Source organism: Finegoldia magna (assembly GCF_002243175.1).
Classification (GTDB): Bacteria; Bacillota; Clostridia; order Tissierellales; family Peptoniphilaceae; genus Finegoldia; species Finegoldia magna_J.
The window spans coordinates 82,002-98,263 of record NZ_NDYF01000017.1; the positions used below are offsets into that span (position 1 = coordinate 82,002).

15 protein-coding genes and 2 pseudogenes are annotated in these 16,262 nt (G+C 25.9%); 2 read left to right on the forward strand and 15 right to left on the reverse strand.

The window, feature by feature from the left end:
* Positions 1–507 precede the first annotated feature (507 nt).
* The 11 genes and pseudogenes from B9N53_RS09455 to B9N53_RS08570 form a co-directional block, all read right to left on the reverse strand.
* A complete protein-coding gene (locus B9N53_RS09455) occupies positions 508–651 on the reverse strand; it encodes a transposase (protein WP_335341178.1) in 144 nt (47 codons plus the stop codon).
* A gap of 243 nt (positions 652–894) precedes the next feature.
* Positions 895–1,074 (reverse strand): hypothetical protein, encoded by a 180-nt coding sequence (locus B9N53_RS09460; protein ID WP_242432464.1) that lies wholly within the window; start codon positions 1,072–1,074, stop codon positions 895–897.
* 521 nt (positions 1,075–1,595) lie between these two features.
* Positions 1,596–2,060, reverse strand: a complete 465-nt coding sequence (locus B9N53_RS08525) for a DUF2599 domain-containing protein (RefSeq protein ID WP_017644331.1) — start codon at positions 2,058–2,060, stop codon at positions 1,596–1,598.
* 123 nt (positions 2,061–2,183) lie between these two features.
* The gene (locus B9N53_RS08530; protein WP_017644332.1) at positions 2,184–4,307 is read right to left on the reverse strand and encodes a peptidase domain-containing ABC transporter; all 2,124 of its coding nucleotides are present in this window, start codon (positions 4,305–4,307) and stop codon (positions 2,184–2,186) included.
* A gap of 89 nt (positions 4,308–4,396) precedes the next feature.
* Positions 4,397–7,612, reverse strand: coding sequence for a type 2 lanthipeptide synthetase LanM family protein (locus tag B9N53_RS08535; protein ID WP_017644333.1), 3,216 nt, complete (start codon positions 7,610–7,612; stop codon positions 4,397–4,399).
* Positions 7,613–7,699: 87 nt separating this feature from the next.
* Complete coding sequence (locus tag B9N53_RS08540; protein WP_017644334.1) at positions 7,700–7,927, reverse strand: plantaricin C family lantibiotic; 228 nt, start codon at positions 7,925–7,927, stop codon at positions 7,700–7,702.
* A gap of 74 nt (positions 7,928–8,001) precedes the next feature.
* On the reverse strand, positions 8,002–8,751 hold the full coding sequence (locus tag B9N53_RS08545) for an ABC transporter permease (RefSeq protein ID WP_242432465.1): 750 nt from the start codon (positions 8,749–8,751) through the stop codon (positions 8,002–8,004).
* Entirely contained in the window at positions 8,744–9,478 is a 735-nt protein-coding gene (locus B9N53_RS08550) for an ABC transporter permease (protein ID WP_094204560.1), read from the reverse strand. The genes B9N53_RS08545 and B9N53_RS08550 overlap by 8 nt, the downstream gene beginning before the upstream one ends.
* Positions 9,471–10,388, reverse strand: a complete 918-nt coding sequence (locus B9N53_RS08555; RefSeq protein ID WP_017644337.1) for an ABC transporter ATP-binding protein — start codon at positions 10,386–10,388, stop codon at positions 9,471–9,473. The genes B9N53_RS08550 and B9N53_RS08555 overlap by 8 nt, the downstream gene beginning before the upstream one ends.
* Before the next feature lie 265 nt (positions 10,389–10,653).
* A pseudogene (locus tag B9N53_RS09465) lies at positions 10,654–11,032 on the reverse strand (hypothetical protein).
* Positions 11,033–11,304: 272 nt separating this feature from the next.
* Positions 11,305–11,874 (reverse strand): hypothetical protein, encoded by a 570-nt coding sequence (locus tag B9N53_RS08570; protein ID WP_017644339.1) that lies wholly within the window; start codon positions 11,872–11,874, stop codon positions 11,305–11,307.
* 316 nt (positions 11,875–12,190) lie between these two features.
* On the opposite strand from B9N53_RS08570, the pseudogene B9N53_RS08575 reads away from it, so the two are divergent.
* Positions 12,191–12,517: pseudogene (locus tag B9N53_RS08575) on the forward strand (hypothetical protein); the annotation flags it as partial.
* Between the two features lie 18 nt (positions 12,518–12,535).
* Here the strand turns inward: B9N53_RS08575 and B9N53_RS08580 are convergent.
* Positions 12,536–12,985, reverse strand: coding sequence for an abortive infection family protein (locus B9N53_RS08580; protein ID WP_335341179.1), 450 nt, complete (start codon positions 12,983–12,985; stop codon positions 12,536–12,538).
* Here B9N53_RS08580 and B9N53_RS09475 point away from each other — a divergent pair.
* Complete coding sequence (locus B9N53_RS09475) at positions 12,966–13,484, forward strand: relaxase/mobilization nuclease domain-containing protein (protein WP_242432466.1); 519 nt, start codon at positions 12,966–12,968, stop codon at positions 13,482–13,484. The two genes, B9N53_RS08580 and B9N53_RS09475, sit on opposite strands and share 20 nt — an antisense overlap.
* Before the next feature lie 395 nt (positions 13,485–13,879).
* Here B9N53_RS09475 and B9N53_RS08590 read toward each other — a convergent pair whose 3' ends face one another.
* Genes B9N53_RS08590 through B9N53_RS08600 form a run of 3 tightly spaced genes read right to left on the reverse strand, consistent with a single transcriptional unit; the run spans position 13,880 to position 16,249 of the window.
* Positions 13,880–14,626: an ABC transporter permease gene (locus B9N53_RS08590; RefSeq protein WP_017644342.1), complete on the reverse strand. Its 747-nt coding sequence runs from the start codon at positions 14,624–14,626 to the stop codon at positions 13,880–13,882.
* 14 nt (positions 14,627–14,640) lie between these two features.
* A complete protein-coding gene (locus tag B9N53_RS08595; protein WP_017644343.1) occupies positions 14,641–15,333 on the reverse strand; it encodes an ABC transporter permease in 693 nt (230 codons plus the stop codon).
* 1 nt (position 15,334) lies between these two features.
* Positions 15,335–16,249, reverse strand: a complete 915-nt coding sequence (locus B9N53_RS08600) for an ABC transporter ATP-binding protein (RefSeq protein WP_094204561.1) — start codon at positions 16,247–16,249, stop codon at positions 15,335–15,337.
* Positions 16,250–16,262 lie beyond the last annotated feature (13 nt).

Sequence of the window (16,262 nt, forward strand, 5' to 3'; positions counted from 1 at the left end):
AGGAAACAAACTAAAGAATCTGCATCCTCTATGTCCATTCCTATTAGAAATAGAGCTTAGCTTAATTTTCTCGGGCTTAATAAACTATCAAATTCCCATGAAAATTTGCAGCTGATTTTATATCTTATTTTTTCCTTAAATTTAAAAATCCTTTCAAAAATATAGATAATTGAGATAATACTTGACCTCAACTACGTATTCTATAGATTCACTTGCTAGAAGTATCTACCATAACTAGGTTAAGATTTTTTTGCAGAGCATAATCATTTTGAAATATAGTTTTGCTTTTTGCTGTTGCCTATTGAAGTTTTCCATGGCATTTGTTGTATATATTAGTTTTCTTATTACTTATGGATATTTGAAGTATGTCGATAATTCAGTCCAGTTATTTCTCCAAGAACTTACACACATTGAATATTTTTTACCTCATTTATATTCAAAGATATCTAAATTTGTTATGGCTAACTCTTCTGTGGATACTTTATTATACTGTTTTCAAATCTTTTATTAACTTTTTAATATCTTGTATGATACATACTTTGTGGAGTTTCTTATTTGATAGATTATGTACTTTTGTATTTCTGTTTGTGGATATGCTACTTCTATGGCTTGACTAAAGCCTGATAAGTTATCCTTTGAAACTATAAGTATATCTTCTAGACCTCTTTCTTTTAGCTGGTTTAATACTAAAAGCCAATATTACTTGGTTTATTCTTTCTTATCAGAGTCTGCCTTTTTGGTACATTCCTAGTACCTCCTTAAAGTCTTCAAGATTGTATCCTAAAACAATGTATACTGTTTTTTTACTCAATATTATTCTCTCTTACATAGTAATATATAATGTCTAAGAATACCACAGGTAGGCTTTTTCTAATGGTCTATTCTGTCATTCTTCTATGGGTTGTAGATTTTATTTGTTATCTTTGATACCATTATTTTTGATATACCAAATCCATAAATATCTTTTATGTAATTTGTTATATCTCTTGTGCTTAGGATCTGCCCCAACCCATAATATCCAACGAGTTTATAAGCTGTAGATATTATTAGGTTAGGATATACATCTTCGCACATTGATATCATCTAGTTTTCTACGTTAGAAATATCTTTTTCATACATTTTTGGTTCAAAGAATAATTCTATGTCTCTAGGAATGTTTAAATCTATATTTCCGTAAGATGATTTAACTGTTTTTTACTTGAACCCTTTCTTGTATTGAGTTATAATATTTTTTATTCATAGTCTAGATGTTCATCTAATTTTACTTTTAAAAGTTCTTCCAAGGTATCTCCTAGAAGTTCTTTTAATACTTCTTGAATGCCTTATGTATTTTGATGTTTATATTCCTCAATCAGCATTTTAGCTACCTTACTTCCTCTTGATTCCAACATCTTTCTTGACATAAAATTCCTCCTGATTATTATTATCTTATCAGGAGGAATTCCTATACACAAATTATTTCACAGTCTCAAATCGACTTATCTTATAAGATTAATTTCTAACACTAAACTTATGAGATTATCTTAAATCTTCAGCTATTTTTAAGTAAATCCTTTTAAATCTAAATCTATTATATGGCTTGGTAAGTATAATAATTAGTTACAAAGCCGATCAATAGATTCTCTAAACGGTTCTATGTTCCATCGGTTTTTTATTTTTGCTTTGAAAAAATGACATTTGTACTGTTCAAATAATATATCCTCATTATCTTTATATTGAGACCACTGTAAGTCATTTGAAAAATTTTCCTTAAGTTCGTTCCAAGATTTTATCAAAATATCATTACTAAAAGACATTCTTACAAAATTTTTAGGAGAAATTGATAATGACCAAATACCATCTCTTTGAATCCAGGTTACATCATCAAAATATTTAAATACAATCTCAGAAGACACTAAATTTGATATAGGAATATCTTCCAGCTCATCGTTTATTATTGATAGATCTGTAGAACAATTTATTTCTATATTCCCGGAACTAGCTAATGCTTTGTTCGGTATTATAGAAACAATTACCAATAAAATCCCCATTATCTTGCATTGCCATACTTTATTTTTCATTATCTAATCCTTTCTATGTTATAAATATATACAACATAATCACCTTTTAATCATTATAAATAATCATTTATATTAAACCATCTAACTTTTATGAAAATCGTAACTGATTTTACTTTAATTAATTTATTGTTTATCAATGAGCGAACAATAAAAATCACTTCTATCTTTCAATTCTTTATGTGTGCCCCTATCTACTATCCTACCATTATCTAAAAGTAATATTTCATCAGAAAAAATAATGCTTGATAATCTATGAGTAATTAATATCAGTGAAATATTTTCATCTCTCAATTTTTTCATTATTTTATTTTCAGTGATTGCATCTAATTGATTTGTTCCTTCATCTAAAATAATTATTTTTGGTTTTGTTAGTAATGCTCTCGCTATTGCTAATCTTTGCCTCTGCCCGCCAGATAAATTACTCCCATTATCTCCTATTTGAGTATGTATATTAAAAGGCATTTTTTGTACTTCTTCATCGAAACACGCTATTTTTAAAGCTAAATAAATCTCCTCATCAGTATGTTCATTTGAAATATCTAAATTATTTCTAATCGTATCATTAAAAAACATTTGATCTTGAAGTACAACGCCAAAGATCTTTCTATAGGTATCCAAATTATAGTTTTTAATATTTATATTGTTAAGTAAAATATTTCCTTTGTATTGACTATATATTGATAGCAAAAGCTTTACAATTGTAGTTTTACCACAACCAGTTTTCCCAATAATTGATAAGCTTTGTCCTTTTTTTAATTTAAAAGAAATATTGTCTACAACCATATTTTCATAATTATTATTATATGAAAAACTAACGTTTTTAAACTCTAGTTTTTCAAATTCAGATATGTTTCTTCCCTTATCAGTAATTTCATCATCATCTAGGGTTATTTCCATTAACCTATCTATTATTGATATCGTATATTGAGAATCAAAAATTGTTTGCATAATCGTTGCTAATGGATTAAAAAAAATGTTTGTTAATGTTATAAAAGCCATCATTTCACCAGTAGTCATTAAACCACTATTTATAATAAAACTCCCTATAAGCAATATTATAAACGTTGGTAGTAATCTATATGACATCATAAAACTTTGATAAAGTCCCAATATTTTTTCTCTATTATACTCTAAAGATATTTGTCTATTATAAAACTCGTTCCATTTTTTTATACTGCTTTGGTATCCTACTGAGGTCTTTATTAGTAAAACATTAGAAAAAATTTGCATCAAATAACTTTGCGTCTTTTCTCTACTTGCAATAGAATCTATGTTTTTTTTATCTACTATCTTAAGTAAAACGAATACAATTATACATAAAATAAAACCAAGTATAAAATTTATAATAGCAAGATCTCTCGAAACTTTAATCATTGCTAAAGAAGAAATTATTATCGTTAATAAATCAATAAAAATTGCCATAATCATATTTGTAATACTATGTTGAAGTAAATCTATGTTATTTATTCTTGATATAATCTCCCCAGACGGTCTTATATCAAAAAATTTTAACGGCAATTTAAATGTTTTTTCTACTATCTTTCTTTTAAAAGAATAAATATATTTTTTTTGCAAAATAGAAATCAACAATGCTCTAACATAGGAAAATACTCCATACAATAATACAAATATTATTGAACAAATAAATAAATAATTAATATCTTTATTAAGATTATTTCCAATAACGTCGTCTATAATATATCTAGTGAACCAAGGTGTAAACAGTGTCAAAATTTGAATTAATAAAGAAATACATACTAAAATTAAAACTAATTTCTTATCTAAAAACCCAAGTTTTAATATATTTATTGTATTCTTTCCTTTTTTCCTTTTTTTAAATTGTTTAGTGGGTGTAAAAATAATAACTATTCCATTAAAGAACTCATTAAATTCATCAACGGATATTCTAATTCTACCTAATTCAGGGTCTATATATACGACATCATTATTTTTTACTTTTTCAAGCACGATATAATGACTATTATTTTTTATACAAATACAAGGAAAAATTTCCTTTGTACATATTAAGCTTTTTTTATTCTTTAATTGTACAGCTTTAGATTTTAGTCCAAAATCATTTGATAGACTAATTAAACTTTTTATAGATACTCCATCTCTTGAAACATTTATTTTTTTATTCAACTCAGCAATATGAATTTTACAACCATAAAAGTTTAGTATCATACAAAGTGCAGCAACTCCACACCCACTCTCAGATAGCTGCTGTATAAATTTAACCTTTTTCAAATAAAATCACCTCAACTATTCGCTACAAATTTTATCTATTTAACTCGTTAAATAAAAATAATAAGATTTTTTGAGCATATTATAAAGTTTCATTCTAATATCAGGATAGATGGTATTGTTGGATTATACACTTTTAATACTCCATATCCTATTCCTGCTAAACCCACCATGATACCAGGTGAATTATCATATGGAATTCCACATTTCCAATTACCTTTCATGAGATTTTCTTTAATATACTCCATATATATGTCGCATTTTTCTTTTATTTTTCTTTTCTCGACTACTCTGCTGGCATAATTTAAAATTTCTATATTTCCTAAATCACCATGACATAAACAATGGCTTCTACCAAATCCAAACTTTAAGCTAGTTTCTATTGCATTAGAAATATCTGAATCTATACTAGATTTTCTACTCTCTGTTAATGGTATTTCTAAATTTTTTATATAAAGTCTACTTAATAATATTCCACTTGCTCCATGACACCACGCAACTGGTATATGATTCTCTAAATCATCATATCTTATACCATCATCTGTTTCTCTTCTATCAGACCAGTTTTTTACACTATCCCTATATAACATATCTTCATACTTCATACCTTTTTCAATTATTTCTAAATAGCTATCATTTTTTACATATTTATATAATTTTGCAAATGCAAATATTATTCCAGATGTTCCATGTGCAAAACCTCCAAGTGGTTGTTTAGCAAACGAACTTTTCCATGCTAAAGCATTCTCAATTTTAATGCTATCCTTCATTATTTTATCGGCGTAACGCTCTGCTAATGATAATATTTTTTTATCTTTGACATGTTCATAATATTTTAAAAGTATTAAAATCACACCCGCAGAACCAATAATTACATCATGCTCCTGATTATTAATTAAGCTTTTCTCACAACTATTAAAAATTTTTGACCTCATTAATTCTAACTCATCCGAATCAAAGTATTCATTAAGCTCTTTTTCTAAAATAATTAGAGCGTATATAATAGGTGTTTCTCCTGAAAATCCGCCAAACAAAATTTTATTATCTTTATATTTATCCCTTTTATTAAAATAACCCCTTATCGTTTCAAAGCATTGCTCTATTACTTGAAAATACTTATGATTTTTTGTTTCTTTATATAGATATATAAAATATATTAATATACCTGAAATACCATTATATAAATCCATACCTACAGGAACTATATTCCAATCATTAGTTTTTTCTCCTACGATATTCATATCCATCCAACTTATATCATTATTATCACCAATGTATGATAATTCGATTAAATGGTTTGCAATTTTTTCTGATATTTCTATAAGTTCACTCTTTTTTAGCTCCAAATCTGATGATTTCTTTATAATCTTTAGAATTCTATCATGTCTCAATTCTTTATTATTAATAAAATTATATTTTGGATCATAATTTAATGCAGTAGTGATCATCAAAATCTGAAACCTCAAATCTTCTTCTGAAATATCCGCTATATTCTTTTTAACAAGATTAATTGATGTTTCTTTATAAAAGTTTTCAACTTTATTATTATCTTTATCTTCTATACTAAAAGTCCCTATTTTTGAAACGAACATAGGTATATCATTTTTTATAAGAGACAAAAGCTCAATGCCCGAAATTCTTTTCAACTTGTTTTCTTCTTCAACTTGAGTCCATAATTTTGAAAACAACATTTCTCTATCTAAACCACTTCTCATGAAATCAGGATGAAAAGATAGCTGAATAAGAGATGAATAATACTGTGTAGCCCTTAAAATTTGTCTTGATTCTTTATGATTATATTTATCGACATCCTTTAATAAGATTTTCTTTGAATCTTCTGATAAAAACTGCCTGTAACTATTTATAAATCCCTTTTTCAATTCCTGTTTATATTGAAAAGTATCTACCACTTTATTTTTAATAAACGGAGTATTATTTTTCTTCTCTAAAACAGATCTTTTATAATCTATTCTCATCTCATCAGTTAAAATATCTAATATACTTGCTGTTTCAATTGGAATTTCTTTACTTTCATCATTCGTCATTGCACTTACATCTACACCAATATCTTTCCCTCTTCCCCATATAATATTAGGTAATATCCCTACTCTTCTCACTGAATTTTCAATAGTTTCATAAATTTTATCATCAGCACCCCTATGAATTTTATCAACCATTTTATTATGAAATATTGTTTCTATATCTATTAAAACTGGATGTTTCCCATGTGCAATTATGTTCTCATAGTGAACATCATTACCTCTTAAGACATATAAGATAAATAACAGCTTTCCTAATTCATCATAATAATTTTGCATATCTAATTCAGAACTGCAAGATTCATAACTTATATATTCAGACCAACCATAATCTCTTTTATCAATTACTTTATAGGTATATAAATTACTATTTGTTAACCTATTAAAAAGTTTTATTGTCTCTTGAAATTTTTCATCTAATTCAAGAGTTCTAGGCTTGTAAACAACACTTTTCCCATTTTCAGAATGTACTATAATAACAGATTTTCCATTATTGTGAGAATCTGAAATATTTAAGTCAACTTTTGTTATTATATCTGAAATTAAAAAGTACTTTTTTAAATCATGGATATCATCATAAAAATGTTTAATAAATTCAAAAGTTGCAGTCACCCAATTATTTACTGCTTCAACCATTAATCTTAACATTACAGGATATTCTTCCAAAATATCCCAAAAGTGCTCTTCAATATAATGTTCTGTAAAATATTCATATCTTTCATATTTATTTTCACCTATTAGCTTTTCGTTTTCTTTAGCAATATTTAACTCAAGAATTATTGTCCTATATGTTATATTTATTAATTTATTTATAAGCTGAATAGTAAATTGATTAATGATATCTTCCGAAATATTATAAAATTTTAAACATTTTTTTAAATTGATAACTCCAACATTTATAAATGGCTTATAAAAATCATAAAATAAAGGCTTCACTTTTTTATATTTATTGTTCCTAACATAGAATTTAGGCAACTTATATTCCAAATATTCCTGTGATTGCATATAGTATAAAAATTTTTCTATTTTTTTCATTTCTACAGTATTTTTAATCTTAAAGTTTGACTCCTCTAAAATACATTCAAATCTATCACTATCAATATTATATGCCTTCAATAAATAATCTTCATAATTTATGAAATCATCACCCAAAAAAGATTCCCAGTACTTTTTTCTAACTTTAGCTATCTTATAATTTTTAAAATTTAGTTCATAATCTTTTCTCTCAAAAGAATAAGCAAAATTTTTAAATTCTTCAATCGATTTCAATTATACATCCTCCTGATAGTATATTAAAAAACGGGAGGCAGAAATATACCATCCGCCCCCCCATTCACATATGGAAATTTATATCCATCAGCAACAAATTAAAGTTGCAAATGGACATTCTGTAGTTATAGTGCAACCATGACCACATGAATCTTTTCCAGAATAGCAATGACAATGTGTATTTGCTGTTCCACCTGCCATCATTCCATCAAGTTCGCTATCAGATAATTCGCGGAAAATATCTCCTGCTGGATTATCAACATCTTCATTTTTAAAATAGATAGCTTTTTTCCAATTCTCCATTTTTTTTGACATAATCTCTCCTCCTTTCTTTAGTTTTATAAATATAATGCGTAGATTTCATAATAAACGCATCCTATTTATCAATCTCATTCATATATTTTTTCGCAGTATTTACTAAGTATAATTTTTTGCAACATAAATACTAGCAAAACTATTATTGCTGAAATTAATTTTTCTTTGTTTGTAGAATCTATAGCTTTAGAAATGTAAAACATACTATTTACAACATATAAGTAAGCCATATTTAATTGTGAAACAAATACTCCAAAGAATGAAACAACAAATCCAACAATTACTCCTATTTGTAAATTTTGTTTAAAATATAACATAACGCTTATTATTAACCACGATATTAAATAACTTACCAATGAATGAATCATGTACTTAATAAAGTATTGTATTACTACATTAAAATTTATTGACTCTAAGTTTAGTTTGATTTCAAAAAAAAGCATCAATAAAAATGTAAGCAAAGAATATATTAAAGATAATATAAGACTAACGCTTTTTTTGCTTTTAACTATATCTTCTATTTTAATAGGTGAAGTTAATAAATTATTCCATACCTTATCTCTGCTTTCCATTAAAAACAATTCCATTCCTATTAATGTAAATATTGGAGTAAAAATATAATATGAATTCACACTTAGACCATTTTTTAAGAACCAGCCAAAAGTTGATCCATATTTTATATCGTTATATGTCATATTTCCCATCCCATATTGTATAAGAGATGAAATTAGGCAAACTATAAATAAAATGAGTAAAAGTTTTTTGCGTTTAAGTTTTTTTAATTCTATCTGTACCATGCTAATCACCTTAGTTAACCTACACATCTTGTTTTTTTAAAATTTTTATTGATATATAAACATAAATTGCAAATACAATAACAATGTTTGCTATAAAATATCCTATATATGGACTACTTTCTACTCCTTCAAAGTTGTTATACCAAATTACATTATGGCTGCTTGCTAAAGGACTTATACCTTGCAACTTTTTCATTAAAAAAAATGTAACTACTATATAAAGGCTTCCTATTAAATTTGTAGTAGCAGCATTACCTTTTGTAACAATAGTAATTATTGACACTGGTATTACGCTTAAAAAAATAAATATCGAACTTCTAATACATAGTAAAAAAAATCTTGAAACTAACTCAGTTGTCATACTATCATGAAATCTAGTTAAAAAACCTGTAATACAAACTGTTAAGAACACGAAAATCATGATAGCTAGAGATATCATAAATAAGTAAATTAATTTAGATAAAAAATATTTTGTTCTTGAAATAGGTATTGTCCATATATACTTAATTGTGTCATTATTATAATCATTTGAAAATGATGTTGTTAAGAATGATAGTAAAATCATTGGTAATATTAAATAATTCATATAACTTAATGAAAACTTATATAAGTATACGAAACTGTCAAAGAGTCCTGTAGCTTCATTAGTATATATTAATATCATTGTTAGATAAGCTATAACTAATACCAAAGATATATATACAACTTTTGATCTCTTTTGCTTTTTAAATTCTGAAAATATTAAATTACCCAATTCCTTGACCTCCTGTAACTTTTTTAAAATAATCTTCAAGTGTTATTTTCTCTTCAATAATTCCATTTACTTCGAAGTCATTTTTTATAAAAATTTTATTTAAATCGGAAACCTTAACATTTTCATTTTTTATAATAATTCCTTTATTAAAGGTTGCCATTTGCTCAGAATTCACTCCATTCTTAGATAATAAATTTATTGCTTCTTGAGTCTTATCAACATAAATCTTAACTCCAAATTCATTATGAGAGTTCCATTCTTCCAAATTAATTTCATCAATTAAATTTCCATCGTTAATAATTCCTATCCTATCTGCCAAATTTTCTAACTCTGGTAAAATATGGCTAGAAATAAGAATAGTAGTTCCATTTTCTTTTAGAGATTTAATTAAATCTCTAACTTCTGCAATTCCTATTGGATCTAAACCGTTTATTGGTTCATCTAAAATCAAAACTTTTGGTTTGTGCATTATAGCATTTGCAATTGCAAGCCTTTGTTTCATTCCTAATGAATACTTGCCAAAAAGCTTTTTGTCATTATATGGAAGATTCACTAACTTTAAAGCTTCTTTTACTGAGTTTTCAGAGTCGCCTCTTAATTTTGCAAATATCATTAAATTTTCTGTTGCCGTCAAATTACTATAAAAACCAGGGCTTTCTATAATACAACCAACGTTCTTTAATACTTCCTTTCCTTTATCAGTGCTAGTATCAGAACCAAGCAAGATAACTTTCCCTTTAGTTGGTTTAGTTAATCCTAATATAATCTTCATTATAGTAGTTTTCCCCGCACCATTTCTACCTAATAATCCATATATTTCGCCTTCATTTATATTTATGTTAATAGATTTCAATACAGGCGAATCTTCATAATACTTTTCTAAATCTTTTATGCTTAGAATACTATTCATCAATTTAATTTCTCCTTAAATGTTCATTTATAACAGTCTAGTGTTTAGTCTCATAATGTCTACTTATTATCATTACTATAAATTCATCTACTTTTTACAAATTCACATTAGACTTTTTATCATAATAATTGTATAAGAATTTCAAAATTTAATCAGCTAACTTTTGTGAATACTTCCCTTTTTCATCTATCAATTTTACTTTTAATAAAATTTTTCTTCCGTTTTTTTTAAATTATGTATATGTGCCAAGCTATATAAATATTTGTTAATCGTTTCTAATTATAATGGTATTGATCCCATAATAATCTAAGGTCCTATTAAACTCAGCATTGTTAAAATATTCACCTATGTCTAAATCTACAACATTCTTAAATAAATCATGTCTTTCACTTTTTTTTTACTAGCTCTATTCCATTGCTTATATAATGTAAGCAATAAAGACAATCTTTTGATGTTAATAGATATATGCCATCTTTTTTGCCTATATCTTTCCAATCTATTTGATTCAACTGCCTCTTCTTTATTTCATAATTAGATAATTCATAAAATTGTTCATAATTACTAATATTTAAATTAAACAATTTAAATATTGCAAAAATAAGAACTAGAAGATATATTCCTTTGATTATATTTTTACTTTTCACTTTCTATACCAACTACTTAAAAAGTATATTTCCAATGAACATAGTAATTGGGAAAGATAATAGCAATAACAAGTTCAAAAAAGCAAATAATATAGATTTTCTTTTTACGGAAGATATCAAGCCAATTATCCCAAGTATAGGGCATATAAAAATCGTGCTTATACCTAAAGGCTTTAATTCTGTAAATTTATCTAATAAATTCACAGGAAGAATATATGAAATAACAAACACTATTATACCGAGTACAAATGTGTATTTCCCTATATTAGTTCTTAGCATCCAACTTGCCCCACAGTATTAAAATACGTTCTAATTGCCCATGCAACTTTAGCCATTGTTCCTGACATTTCGCTTTTATGTGCATCAATATAATCTACCAAGTCTTTATTACATTTACAATTCTTTCTAAGAGTTGGAGACCACTTGTAGCATTGATCGTGTCTTCTACAACCTTCATCTAGTACATCAGTAACTGGTTCATCTGAATCCTTTCCGCCATAACCTGGTCCACAATAATTTCCCCATATAGGTAAACCTATTGAGCGAGTACTATAACCTTCTGTATTAAATTCTGCATAATTTGAACTAACTGATTCTAACAGTAAGCCTTGGTCTATAACTTCTGGATTTTCGTTGTTATTTTGTGCACTTTGATAATCAAAATATAGCCTATCATTATCTACAATGATGTATTTCTGAACTTCATCTCCTATTTTTTCAATATCACTATAGCTCAAATTTTCTCCATCGGATGCTGCTACATTATTATTAGGTAAGATAAGTACACAAATAGCCAATACAAAAATTAACCCCAAAAATATTTTTTTTAATTTTTCTTTCATTACATATCTCCTTTATGCTACTAACGCTTTTACTGCCTTATTTCTAATTTAATTTTATAGTAGTTAGAAATTTATTTCAGCTAACTTTTGTGAATATTATTTAATTATTCTCTTTGCTATATAATTTTTAGTCATTGAAAATACTTCGTCACTTACTCTTTGAATTCCTTGTTCTAAAAAATTATTACTATAATACTATTTTAAATTTTGCCTTTTATTTTAGAAATTGCTCTTTACTTCAATCTCATGTCAAGCATATCTTTATCTTAGTTAGCCTGATATTTTTGTTCTCATTTTGATGTATAAACCGAAATAAAAAAATCTGTCACAAGATATGAAAAAATGTAAATATTATAAATAAATATCATGAGTTTATAAATACAACAAGAAAAATCCTGAAGATAAACAATTTGCAGAAAAATATTATAGCGAACTTTTCGTCTATAAAATAGCTGCAAAAGAAATCTTAGAAAACTATAAAAAACTACCAAATACAAAAGAAATATTAACAAGACTCGATAAGCTGCAAGAAAAAAAGAACACCCTTATGCAAGAGTATTCTTTGAATAAAGAACAATTTTCTGACCTTGTTCAATATAGGAAAAACTATGAAAATTACTATGGAAAGGAAGTGGAGAGGTAACATCTTCACTTCTTGTTCTTATATCTTTTTGCCATTTTCGATTTCTCTAAAAGAATCCCAAAAATATCTAGTCAATGTTATGCTAGCACCCACAGAAAGTTCTACATGCTTTTTACTCAAAGCTTTAAAACTCATTTCTCTTCCATGTCCACTTCCATAATGATTTCTAAGATCGTTAATTCCTGAAGCAAGTCCATTTAAACTCCCTATAATTTGCCTTACTATTTTGTCTTCAGTTTCATAAATTATCATGCTTTCATTTGGAATTTTTAAACACCTAAAGGTTTCTTTAACTAATTGTGTTAATTTTAAGTTATCTTGTTTATTCTCTCCTAAATTATTACAAATTTCCTTACAACAACTTTCAAGTAATTCCTTTGATTTTCCTATTTCTTCTGTGGGATTTAAAACTAAATATAAAACTAATGGAAAATCATATAAAGGATATATGGAATTTAAAAAAGGGATATCTTGGAAATATAGACTTCAAATATCTATTAATCTTGCTATTCAAAAGTCTAATAGCTATGATAATTTTTTAAAAGCTATGGAAGAATATGGATACGAAATCAAATTAGGCAAGTACCTATCTTTTCGTCATAAAGAGCAAGAAGAAAAAGGACGATTTATTCGTGCTAAAGAAACTACTCTTGGAAAAGATTATACCAATGAAAAGATCAAGGAAAGAATCGAGAATAATATAAATAAAAAGTTCGTAAAAATTGATTTTGATTCTTCTACGAAAGCATACAAAAAAGTTGACAATCTAATAGACTTAAAAAATAATAAAAAGATACAATCTTCTAAAGCTTATGAAATATGGGCAAAGAAATACAATATGAATACTATGGCTGACACTTTAAATCAACTCAGAAAGTATGGGCTGACATCTAATATAGATCTAGAAAATAAAATTCAAAAAAAATCCATTAGCAGACAAAAAACTTTAGATAAATTAAGGATATAGAAAAAGATTTGAACAAATCTATACTGCAATTGAAGCTTTAAACATTTTAAATTTGAATAAATCTATTTATGAGATCTATAAATCAAACTCTAAAGCTAAAGAATTTTATGCCGAATATAAAACTCAAATTATCACATACAAAAGTCAATAAATACTTTAGACAAAAACAAATATAAAAATTTAAGCATAAATGAATTATCAAATATTTACGATGAATATAAAAGTAAAAAAGATGTCCTTATGGTAGAATATTTCAATAAGAACATCTTGATATATGACTTGACCAAATTAAGGAAAAATACTGATAAATATATTGATAATGAATTGAATTATTGGGGTGGAGAGTTTTCTATCTGCATCCATAAAGAATTTTCATAATTTTGCAACAACACCTTTTACTTCAAGTCCTGTCTTCTAAATATGATTTTTGATAATAATAAGAAAAAAAATAATAGCATTATACCACTCACAAAAGATATAATTTCATTAAATCCATTCATATCAGCATATAGAATATCCCTTATTTGTTGAATTGGAATATAGTTTAATATAAAAATCTTATCAAATAATCCCATAGGCTTTCCATATGCTATTAATAATGCAAATGAAAAAATATATACTATAGATAATGATAATGATCTTGCCATATCTTTAAAAACAAATATAAAGAATACGCAAACTGAATACATGGCACTATTTAATATTATTGAAAAGAATGCTATTTTAATAATATGTTCAATATTCAAGTATAAATTTAAATCATATCCAAGACTTAACCCCATTCTAATACATCCAGCTATAGGATATATCAATATCATTAAGTTATAAGCAAACATATAAACAATTATTTTGCTCCAGAAAATATTACTTCTGGAGTTTCCTATATAAACATCATTATTAACCGTTCTATTTTTAAATTCTGTTCCCATAATTGATGTAATAATTATTGTAACTAAAATTACAATTACAGTTGAATCATAAACCATTGCATCAAAAATTCCAATAGCATCTTTTCTTGAATTCAAATCCAATAAATATCCAGAGGAACTAAAAATACCTAGCAATAAAATAGCCACGAAAGATATTAGTAAGAATCTATTATGTTTTATCTGATAAAAATCTTTTTTCATAATATTTTTCATATTTACCTCCATTATCATTTTAAATCACATTTTTTAAAATACTTTATTGTTCCTATTAAAAAAACAAAAAAATATACATTAGCTAAAACTATTGCTTCCATCAAATTAATACTGTTTTCTATCAGCAATCTACCTTGTCCCATTGGAATAAAGTGAGCCAATTGAACTGCGTTATTAGAATTCAATAAAAAAATCACAATGAAATAAATCCCAACAGATGAAGCTAAGGTCTTCCCTATATCTTTAAACAAAAAGGCTAAAAATACAGTGATGACTAAAAAAGATGTATTTAACAATAATGTAACCAGAAATATTTCTAAAATATTTATATTATCTGTTCCATTACCATTTTTTATCATACTAATTACGGTGACTATTGTTGGTTGTAACATCAAAATTAAATTAGAAAATACAATCACAACAAATGTCTTGACTATAACAATATTAGTTCTATCATGTCCACTTACAATGTATCTATTAATTTTTCTATCTAAAAAATTACCTCCTATATATAAAGATATAAAAACATTAACAACAATAAATAACAATGGCATATTATAGAAACTATGGTATATCATTTCTGATGTGTTTTTTATATTCTTGTCAAGCAATAAAACAGATTGTAATATAATTGATATAATAAGTAGAATTAGATATTTTTTATCTCGTATAAATTCATATAATTCGGACTTTAGTATATTCTTCATATTACATTCTTCCTATTCTATCAAATACATAATCTTCTAAAGATTCTCTTTCTTTCTTCATTTCTCTAATTTGAATTTTGTTGTCTGCCAATAAGGAAGACAATAAATCTATATTATCATTAAAATTTCTTATACATACAAATTCATTCTCTTTATTAATCTCTATATTAGGAAATTTTCCCTTAAATATATTTATAGTTTTTTCATTATCGCTTGTTTTAATATAAATATATTCTGTTTTATGCTTTGATAATTCTTTTTTTGTAATAGTTTCAATTATTTTCCCATTGTCTATTAAAATAAAATCGGTAACTGTATTTTCAAGTTCTTCTAATATATGACTTGAAATTAAAATTGTTTTATTTAGATCTTTATTAAGATGATTAATCAATTCTCTAATTTGCTTAATTCCCTCTGGATCAAGTCCATTTATAGGCTCATCCCAAATTAAAAGATCTGGATTTCCAACTAAAGAAAGCCCTATTCCTAATCTTTGTTTCATACCCAAAGAAAAATTACGAGTCTTTTTCTTACCAGTATTTTCAAGATTTACAAGTTTTAAAATCTCTTCAATTTCATTTTCATCATTTATACCTTTTTGAATTTGCTGACTCCTCAAATTTTCTTTTGCAGTCATAAATGGATAAAGCGTTGGTCCTTCCACTAAAGCTCCAATCTTTTTTCTTGAATTTTGTAAATTTTTCTCTCCTTTGTTTCCAAATATAGATATCTCTCCACTAGTTGGAAAAGCTAAACCAGTAATCATTCTAATTAATGTAGTTTTTCCTGCTCCATTTTTTCCAATAAATCCATACACTTTTCCTTTTAATATTCTTAAATCAACATTATCTAATGCAGTATTATTTTTATATTTTTTTGTTAAGTTTTTTATTTCTAGAAGAATTTCATCTTTCATATTAACCTCCAGC